Genomic DNA, 7042 nt, shown 5'->3' on the forward strand with positions numbered 1-7042 from the left:
CTGCATAGTAGGCTTAAACCAGATAAAAGTCGATCACAATGCAATTTGCGTTATGATGCCAATAACATATTAATAACTTTTGCTTAAATTCTTGTGGCCTTGCCACCGTTTAGCCTTAAAAGGAAAGCTTCAAAGGAATGAGTAATACTCCCTCGACAGACAAAGTAGTGCCCAAAGTATTGGTTATCTACGCGCACCCAGAGCCAGAAACCTCTATTGCCAATCAGATGATGGTTAAGAAAATAGAGTCGCTCGAGCACGTTAAAATTCACGACCTCTATGCCATCTATCCTGATTTCTTTATCGATGTGCCTTACGAGCATTCTCTGCTCCTTGAATATGATGTGATTGTGTTCCAACACCCTCTGTTTATGTATTCCTGTCCTTCACTGTTAAAAGAGTGGTTTGACCGAGTCTTGGGTAAAGGCTTTGCGTTTGGTGAGCAAAGTGCACTGAAAGGTAAACACTGGCGCAGTGTTATCACTACGGGTGGTAAAGAAGAGGCGTTTGGAGCAGCAGGCTATAATAAATATCCATTACAAGAGATTTTACAACCTTTCGAACTCACAGCTGCTTTGTGTCAGATGAATTGGATACCACCATTGGTTTTACACTGGGCACGAAATGTCACAGATATGACACGGTATCAACATGCAGAAGCGTATCGAAACTGGTTGCGAGACCCGCTACAAGATATAGGAGCGAACGATGGCTCTGACTAATGAATTTTTGCAAAGTAGCGTTATATTTTTAGCTGCCGCGGTGGTTGCTGTTCCTATCGCACAGCGCGCAGGTTTAGGCTCAGTTTTGGGCTACTTGCTGGCGGGTGTGGCAATTGGCCCATGGGGGCTTGGTTTAATTAGTGACGTAGAAGCGATTCTACACTTTTCCGAATTCGGGGTGGTGCTGCTGCTCTTCCTGATTGGTTTAGAGCTTAACCCTAAAAAATTGTGGCAGATGCGAGCGCCTATTCTCGGGCTCGGTGGCGCGCAGGTGCTGATCACCACTCTGATTATTACTGCCATCGCCTGCATGTTCGGTTTAACGTGGCAAACGAGCCTAGTAATAGGTATGGGTTTGGCCTTGTCCTCGACTGCTATCGCTTTAAGGGTTATTGAAGAGCGAGAGCTTGGGGGGAAAGAAGCTGGGCAATCTGGCTTTGCGGTTTTGCTTTTCCAAGATATTGCCGTAATACCAATGTTGGCTATGCTGCCTCTGCTTGCTGGTAACACCGGCGGAAGCTGGGCAGACATGCTGTGGATGCTAGGTGGCGTGGTTGGTTTGCTGGTGGGCGGTCACTTCTTGTTGAGGCCTCTTTTCCGCTATGTGGTAATGAGTGGTGTACGTGAGTTGTTCACCGTTGCGGCTCTGCTATTGGTGATTGGTATTGCCGTTATCATGCAACAGATCGGCTTGTCGATGGCATTGGGTACTTTCCTAGCTGGTGTGCTTCTGGCGGAGAGTGAATACCGACATGAGCTGGAAATCGCGATTGACCCGTTCAAAGGGTTGTTGCTTGGTCTGTTCTTCATCTCAGTGGGTATGGCCGTTAACTTGGGATTGTTGGCCGAAAGCCCATTTGCAATATTGATCGCTGTTCTAGCGCTAGTCGTACTAAAAGGTTTGGTTCTGTACGCCCTTGCTCGAATTTTTGGTACTCAAGCCAAAGCACGTAGTCGCATGGCAATGATTCTTAGCCAAGGTGGTGAATTCGCTTTCGTTATCTTCACAGCGGCAAGTGCACAAGGCATCTTGAGTGGTGAACAAGTGTCGTTCTTGCTAGTTGTGGTGAGTCTCTCAATGGTGACCACGCCATTAATGCTTAAGCTCCAAGATAAGTTCTTTGCTCGCCAATTGAATCAAATTAGCGAGAATGCGATGTCCTCGGATGTGGTTGATCGTAGCCCTCGAGTGATTATTGCCGGCTTCGGTCGTTTTGGTCAGATCATTGGACGTCTGATGTACGCCAATAAGATCCGTATTACGATCTTGGAAAGTGACGCTAGCCAAATCCACATCCTGAGAAAGTTTGGCTACAAGGTATTTTACGGTGATTCCACTCACTTAGAGCTGTTACGCGCTGCGGGGGCGGATAAAGCGGAAGCGATAGTGTTGTGTACAGACTCTCCTGATGAAATCATGAAAACCGTCGATTTGTGTAAGCAGCACTTCCCACGTCTTAAAATCTTGGCGCGTGCGCGAAGCCGTGTTGAAGCCTACCAATTGCTTAATCACGGGGTAAACAACTACTCGCGTGAAACCTTCCTAGGCGCACTAGACCTTGGCCGTCAAACTCTGACTGAACTTGGCATGCATCCATACAAAGCGAAGCGAGCAGAAGCACATTTTAGGAAGTTGGATAATGGTATGCTGAAAGAGTTACTGCCTCAGCATAATGAAGACGCAGAGTTAGCCCAAAGAGCGAAAGAGGCTCGTAAAGAGCTTGAAGAGATCTTTGGACATGAGATGGAGAATGACCACCAATCTCGAAACTATTGGCAATAGCTTCAGCTTAGAGTGAATGGTTCGAGCTTGTAATGAATGCTTTGAGCCAAAAGCCATTGCCCAGAGATACCTAATAATAAACGTGGTCCTATTCGCTTTCACATCAAGCATAGAGAACCGCGAATCCAGAGTAGTAAAGGATATTAACGTGAAACAGAAAAAACGCTTTATCGCAGGGGCAAGCTGCCCAAGCTGCAATACTCAAGACACGCTTCGCTGGTGGATTGAGAACAATATTGAGTTAGTGGAATGTGTCGATTGCGACTTCTCAGAGCAACGCAAACCGAAAACTGTAGAGAAATCTGAACACGCGAATCAAGAAATGATCGGTATTTTTAAGCCTGAGTGATTGAGTTTCGATAATTGATCCCCATAATATCCGGGTACAGAATTTTTCCTAAGCTCAACTGTTGGAGCTTAGTCCAAACCTCCTTGGAGCTCTCATGAAAATTGAAAAGAACGTAGTAGTTAGTGTTGCATATCAAGTGAAACTTGAAGATGGCGTAGTAGTTGACCAATCAACTGCAGAAGCTCCACTAGATTACCTTCACGGTCATAACAACCTAATTACAGGTCTTGAAAAAGAGCTTGAAGGCAAAGTAGCTGGCGACAAGTTCTCTGCAACTGTTACTCCAGAAGACGCTTACGGCGAGCACAACGATGCTCTAGTACAACGTGTTTCTGCTGACGTATTCCAAGGTGTTGAACAAATCGAAGTTGGCATGCGCTTCCTAGCGGATACAGACCAAGGTCCAATTCCAGTAGAAGTAACTGAAGTAGACGGCGACGAAGTTGTTGTTGATGGTAACCACATGCTAGCTGGCCAAACTCTAACGTTTGACGTTGAAGTAGTAGCGGTTCGTGAAGCGACTGAAGAAGAAGTTCAACACGGTCACGTACACCAAGCTGGTGGCTGTGGCAGCCACGGTCACGACCATGACCACGAAGGTGGTTGCTGTGGTGGCGAAGGCCACGACCACGGTGAAGAGAAAAAAGACGGCTGCTGCGGCGGCGGTAGCTGTGGTTCTCACTAATACCGACCTAACGGATTAGTTCAAGAATATGAAAGCCTCCCTTGTGGAGGCTTTTTTCGTATTGGGGTTGTGCTTTCTGGCGTGAGCATGACCGCTAGCGAAAGATTTGTTGTTGCTATCAGACATCGAGCTTTGGATATGATATTGATAGCAACACATAACAAGAATACGTCAGTGGAGAGTTTAGATGTCGCAACCTTTTTCAATTGCCATTCACGGTGGTGCTGGAACCATTTTGCGAGAGCAAATGAGTGATGAGCTAAAAGCGGGCATTACTGAGGCGTTAGAAAAGTCAGTATTGGCGGGTTACCAAGTACTGCAATCTGGCGGTGATGCTTTGGATGCTGTTGTGGCATCGGTAAAGGTGATGGAAGACAGCCCACACTTCAATGCGGGTAAGGGCTCCGTTCTTACGCATGATGAGTTTGTGGAAATGGATGCGTCGGTGATGCACGGTCGTGAAATGGATGCGGGTGCCATTGCTGGTGTTCGCCACATTCAGAACCCGATCGAATTAGCTCGCGATGTAATGCTGAAAAGCGACCATGTACTGTTGATTGGAGAAGGGGCGGAGAAGTTTGCCTTTGAACACGACTATACATTTACTGAGCAAGACTACTTCTTCACTGAGCGTCGTTACGAACAGCTTCAATCGATGAAAGAAAAAGGCATATTTGCTCTGTCTGAAGCGAAATACGATGAGCAGCAAGCTGAGAAATATCCAGACGACAAAAAGTACGGCACGGTTGGCGCTGTGGCATTAGACCAATCGGGCAACTTGGCAGCAGCGACCAGTACTGGTGGTGTGACAAACAAGAAGTACGGCCGAGTCGGTGATTCGCCAATCATTGGTGCGGGCACAATTGCTGAGAATGGTAATGTTGCGGTTTCTACCACAGGCATGGGTGAGCTCTTCTTAAGAAAAATGGTTGCCAGTGATGTAGCTGCGCGCATGCGTTATCTTAAAGAAGACGTTCATACCGCATGTGAACATATCATCCAAGGTAAACTGAAAACCATGGGCGGTGAAGGTGGTTTGATTGCGATTGATGACCAAGGTGACATTCACTTCGGCATGAACAGTTCCGGCATGTACCGTGCTAGTGTCGATACAGAAGGTCGAGTGGAAGTTAAGATTTATGCCGATGACTAGCTAAGCTTCGGTGTAACTCAAGTTCCCAATCAAATACGCAAAAGGCGACAGATATTCTCTGTCGCCTTTTGTTTTTCAACCAGACCAACAAGCCTCAGCTCATTGGCAACGTACATTAGTAATGTGGTGGTGGCGTCTCTTCAGATGCGTCAGCTAAGTTCGAACCATCAATGTTCTTCACTTTACCCACTACATATTTCATTTGGTCTTGCATCTTAGTGATCAACATCTGTTGTTGGCTAAGCGCTTCATTGAGTTCTTCAATGGTCTGTTCTTGGAAAGCTAGCTGACATTCTAAGTCATTCACGCGGCTTTCTAACTGTTCAACTCGCTTTTCTGTCATCGTTCTTAATCCACATTCCAAGCTTGGGCGATGCCCGCAGAGGTGCCCGATATTACACGGTTCTTATCATCAAAGGCTGCATCATACACTACCGCACGAGGAGGGCGAGTATCTTTTAATGGCTCTGCATCGTGTCGTGAAAGTCGTTTGCCATCCTGAGTATTCCACACGCTCACTTGGCTTGATGGAGTGCCTGTCACCAACATGCTGCCATCATCAGAAAAGCGGGCGCTCGAGAATATCAGTTGTCGAGACCAACTCTGCAGCTGGGCTTGAGGTTCGCCCGTTTCAAGATCCCAAATCATCGCTTGATTACCACCATCAGAGGTAAAAGCTAAATTACCGTCACGTTGTAGGGCAACACGTACGACTCTTTGTTCGTGTTCAAAGGTGCGCAATACTAAGCCAGTTTCGGTGTCCCACAGGTAGGCTTTGTAGTCGTTACCACCAGAAAGCGCATAGCGACCGTTCGAAGAAAGGGCGACGGAATTAACTTTTTCTCTATGAGCAAGGAACTCCAGACGGCGTCCGGTGACTAAGTCCACATAGATGGCTTTACCATTCGATAAACCGAGCAGTACTTTTTCACCATTGCTAGAGATATCAACATCGCGAATCAAGCCGTCAGAGATAGACCATAGTCCTTCAGCTTGGGTCCAGGATAGGTCCCAAACGGCAAAGTTCATTTGGCTGGCAGTAATGGCAAAGCGGCCATTGTCAGAGATTCGAATACGCGACACTTGGTTTTCGGACTGATCTTGAGGGCCAAGTTGGGCTAACTCTTTGTTTCCGGCAAGGTCCCAAAGCAGCAATTGTTTCTGTTGAGAGTAGAGCAGGGCGAAGCGTCCATCTCTGCTTAAAGCAAAGCTGGTGGCGCCGCTGGGCTCAATTTCCCAACGCTGCTCATCGTCTTGAAAGAAAAAGCATCCATTTAACAAGGTGATGACAATTGCACATAGCAAGGAATGGAAAAATATTTGCATCACTTCTAATAATCCGGTTTGTGTCGAAAGACATATGACTAGTATATTGTTATAACTAACGTATTCACACCAATCTAATCATTAGATTTGTGCACAATAACCAATGGCTTGGCCATTAATTGGAGAATTCAATGAAATCAGTTTTAAAAGTATCACTGCTTGCCGCAACGGTTATGCTAGCAGTTGGTTGTCAGAAAGAAGAACCAAAGGCAGAAGCACCTCAAGTAGAAGAAGTTAAAGTAGAAGCAGTAAACTTTAAAACCGAAGATGACAAAGCGGCATACGCAATCGGCGTATCTTTCGCTAACTACCTGAGCACAAGCATTGATAAGCCAAGCGAGCTAGGCATTAACCTAGACAAAGACATGGTTCTTCAAGGTATTGAAGACGTATTCGCAGAGAAAACTGCACTTAACGAAGAAGAAACTCGTGCAGCGCTTGAAGCTCTAGACAAGCGTGTTGCTGAAACTATGCAAGCACAAGCGGCAGAGAAATCAGCTGAAACTAAGAAAGCAGGTGACGACTTCCGTGCTGAGTTCGCAAAAACTGAAGGCGTTAAGCAAACTGAATCAGGTCTACTTTACCAAGTAATGACACAAGGTGAAGGCGCTTCTCCAAAAGACACAGATACCGTTCAAGTACACTACAAAGGTACATTAACTGACGGTACTCAGTTCGACAGCTCTTACGACCGTGGCGAACCAGCAACATTCCCACTAAACCGCGTAATCCCAGGTTGGACTGAAGGCGTACAACTAATGCAAGTTGGTTCTAAGTACAAATTCGTAATCCCGCCAGAGCTAGCATACGGTGAGCAAGATACACCGACTATCCCAGCTAACTCAACGCTAGTATTCGAAGTTGAACTACTTAGCATTGATAATGCTGAAGCACCTGCTGCTCAGTAATCGCTGAAAGAAATCCCGCTGTAAAAAGCGCTGATTGACTAAAAAGCCTAACTTCATGTTAGGCTTTTTTTTGGTTCATCGCGGATTAGCGGGAACTAAAAACAAAAACGGTAGTA

At 46.2% G+C, this 7042-nt stretch carries 8 protein-coding genes; 6 read left to right on the plus strand and 2 right to left on the minus strand.

The genetic code is table 11. The features are described from left to right. Positions 1-137 precede the first annotated feature (137 nt). The 5 genes from kefG (at position 138) to JC606_RS09915 (ending at position 4692) form a co-directional block, all read left to right on the plus strand. On the plus strand, positions 138-722 hold the full coding sequence (gene kefG, locus JC606_RS09895) for a glutathione-regulated potassium-efflux system ancillary protein KefG (RefSeq protein WP_137406892.1): 585 nt from the start codon (positions 138-140) through the stop codon (positions 720-722). Next, positions 709-2505 (plus strand): glutathione-regulated potassium-efflux system protein KefB, encoded by a 1797-nt coding sequence (gene kefB / locus JC606_RS09900; protein ID WP_198778511.1) that lies wholly within the window; start codon positions 709-711, stop codon positions 2503-2505. Before kefG ends, kefB begins: the two co-directional genes overlap by 14 nt. Positions 2506-2653: 148 nt before the next feature. Further along, the gene (locus tag JC606_RS09905; protein ID WP_004737184.1) at positions 2654-2854 is read left to right on the plus strand and encodes a YheV family putative zinc ribbon protein; all 201 of its coding nucleotides are present in this window, start codon (positions 2654-2656) and stop codon (positions 2852-2854) included. A 94-nt stretch (positions 2855-2948) separates the two neighbouring features. Beyond that, entirely contained in the window at positions 2949-3539 is a 591-nt protein-coding gene (gene slyD / locus JC606_RS09910; protein ID WP_198778512.1) for a peptidylprolyl isomerase, read from the plus strand. A gap of 187 nt (positions 3540-3726) precedes the next feature. Then, complete coding sequence (locus tag JC606_RS09915; RefSeq protein WP_198778513.1) at positions 3727-4692, plus strand: isoaspartyl peptidase/L-asparaginase family protein; 966 nt, start codon at positions 3727-3729, stop codon at positions 4690-4692. Positions 4693-4807: 115 nt separating this feature from the next. Here JC606_RS09915 and JC606_RS09920 read toward each other — a convergent pair whose 3' ends face one another. Continuing rightward, complete coding sequence (locus JC606_RS09920) at positions 4808-5035, minus strand: SlyX family protein (protein WP_004737187.1); 228 nt, start codon at positions 5033-5035, stop codon at positions 4808-4810. 5 nt (positions 5036-5040) lie between these two features. Continuing rightward, complete coding sequence (locus JC606_RS09925) at positions 5041-6018, minus strand: WD40 repeat domain-containing protein (protein ID WP_198778514.1); 978 nt, start codon at positions 6016-6018, stop codon at positions 5041-5043. A 131-nt stretch (positions 6019-6149) separates the two neighbouring features. On the opposite strand from JC606_RS09925, the gene fkpA reads away from it, so the two are divergent. Further along, entirely contained in the window at positions 6150-6926 is a 777-nt protein-coding gene (gene fkpA / locus JC606_RS09930) for an FKBP-type peptidyl-prolyl cis-trans isomerase (RefSeq protein ID WP_061033636.1), read from the plus strand. Positions 6927-7042 lie beyond the last annotated feature (116 nt).

It is taken from the genome of Vibrio sp. IB15, assembly GCF_016406055.1.
GTDB classification, from domain to species: Bacteria; Pseudomonadota; Gammaproteobacteria; order Enterobacterales; family Vibrionaceae; genus Vibrio; species Vibrio chagasii.